This window comes from Alkalibacterium thalassium, assembly GCF_900101165.1.
In the GTDB taxonomy this organism is placed as follows: domain Bacteria; phylum Bacillota; class Bacilli; order Lactobacillales; family Carnobacteriaceae_A; genus Alkalibacterium; species Alkalibacterium indicireducens.
The window spans coordinates 1-2,085 of record NZ_FNFK01000107.1; the positions used below are offsets into that span (position 1 = coordinate 1).

At 44.7% G+C, this 2,085-nt stretch carries 1 protein-coding gene; it reads right to left on the bottom strand.

The annotated features are described in order from the left end of the window. Window positions 1–115: 115 nt before the first annotated feature. A complete protein-coding gene (locus BLR76_RS11435; RefSeq protein ID WP_091269036.1) occupies window positions 116–1,798 on the bottom strand; it encodes a methyl-accepting chemotaxis protein in 1,683 nt (560 codons plus the stop codon). Between the last annotated feature and the right edge of the window lie 287 nt (window positions 1,799–2,085).

Genomic DNA, 2,085 nt, shown 5'->3' on the forward strand with positions numbered 1-2,085 from the left:
AGCTATCGCTTGACCGAAATTCATCTCCCACTTTCACTGGTGCTTCGTACCCATACGTTTAGAAGTGGGAGACTTCTTTCGGAATTACGTTAAATTCCTTATTATTCTACTAGTCCTATAGTTCGAAGCGTTCGACCAGCTGGTTCAGTTCTTCTGCCAGACGGGCCAGTTCTTCTGAGCTTGCAGAGACTTCCTGCATCGTGCTGTTTGACTGTTGAGCCGATGCCGACGTCTGTTCGATACCCGCAGCCGACTCTTCAGAAATCGACGCGATCTCTTCTACACTGGAACTCATATTGACAGTCTGTTCCTTGTTGTCTGCCAGCTTTTCAGTAATTCTTCGTATCGTCCGTTCCATTTGTTCAACTGAAGATGAAATGCTGTTGAAGGTCTTCCCGGTCTCCTGAATCTGAGTAGTTCCTTTCTGAACTTCACTGTACCCATTTTCCAGTGCACCAACGACTTGTGCAGATTCTTCCTGCATGCGTCTAACGATGTCAGTAATTTCCACAACGGAACCGGAAACTTCTTCCGACAGTTTTCTGACTTCATCAGCTACTACAGCGAAGCCTTTGCCCTGCTCGCCGGCACGTGCCGCTTCAATTGCCGCATTCAGCGCCAGAAGATTCGTCTGTTCTGCAATTCCTTCAATGACTGTGACCAGTTCGGACACTTCACTGGATTTTGTATCCAGTCCCCTCATTCCTTCGACAGACTGCTTGACGATCTCATCGATGGTCTGCATTTGTGTGACTGAGGAGTCCATCATCAGACGCCCTTCATCTGTCAGACCGCGTACTTTAGTGGAGGTCTGATAAATGCGCTCACTCTCCTCAACTGACTGCTCGATTGTGTGAACGAATGCACTCATACTCTCTGAAAGGTCGCTGGTATAAGTAGCCTGTGATTCTGATCCGGATGCGAGCTCCTGCATAGTTATCGCAATCTGATCAGCTCCCTGGACAACCTCGTTTGTGGACTGAGTCAGTTCTTCACTGGAACTCAGGACATGATGAGTTGCGTTCGATACTGAGGTAATGATGTGACGCAGCTCTTCCTGCATCTTGTTGGTTGCCTGTTCAAGCATGCCGATTTCGTCTTTACGTTTTGTGCGAATCGTCTGACCCGTCAACTTTCCATCCGCAACATCGTTCAGTTTGCTCGAGATGGAGGTCAACGGTCGTCCGATGATTCGTCCCATGAACAGGCCAATCACAATGGCAAAAGCTGTAGCAAGTACACCTACAATCAATATAATATTTCTAAGAGCGATGAATACGGACTGATTCTGACTGAATGCTTGTTCAGATAAGATTTCATTCATTTCCAGCAGGTCATTCAGATACATATCTACTCCTCCATACTGGGATCCAGCACGTCTAATTCCATTCATTGCTTCGGTAAAGTCCTGCTCAATTAGGGAATCTCCAGCTTCATGTAGCAGCTCAGAATAATTGTCCCAGTATCTATTCAGTTCTTCGACAAGAACCGCTTCTTCCTCATAAAAAGTACGGTTACTATATTCAGCAAGGAGCTCCTCAATTCGATCGATATTTTCAAGCGCCGGTTCTCCTCTTGACGGATCAGCATTAATAACACCGGTCAGCATATGTACCCGAGTATTTTCCATCAGCTGGGCGATTTCAGATAGAATGATCGTCGGCTGTACCCGTTCCGTATAGAGTTCATTAGAATTATCGTTCATGATTTGAAGCCCGAAAAGTTCCAAGCCACCTAATACCAGTACGATGACTGCCAGTATCAGATAAGAACCTAATAATTTAGTCGTAATTTTCAATTTACTTCCCCCAATTTGTACTATGTAAGTTAGTCCACTATCAGCGGCTACTTATTTATTATCGGAATCTTTCGCTATTAATTAACTTAAATGATAGTTTTCTCACCTAAAAAACTTATAGGTATACATTTTCACTACTTTTTTCTATGCTTCTCAGTTACTTAGCAGATTAATAACTTAAAAGCAGTTATATTATCAGTTTTCCGAGCGAGAAAACCCACGGTTTCAATCGTGGGATGATAGCTCGGCAGGGATGAGGGTTCGCTTTGGCGAACTCGAAAGCCCTG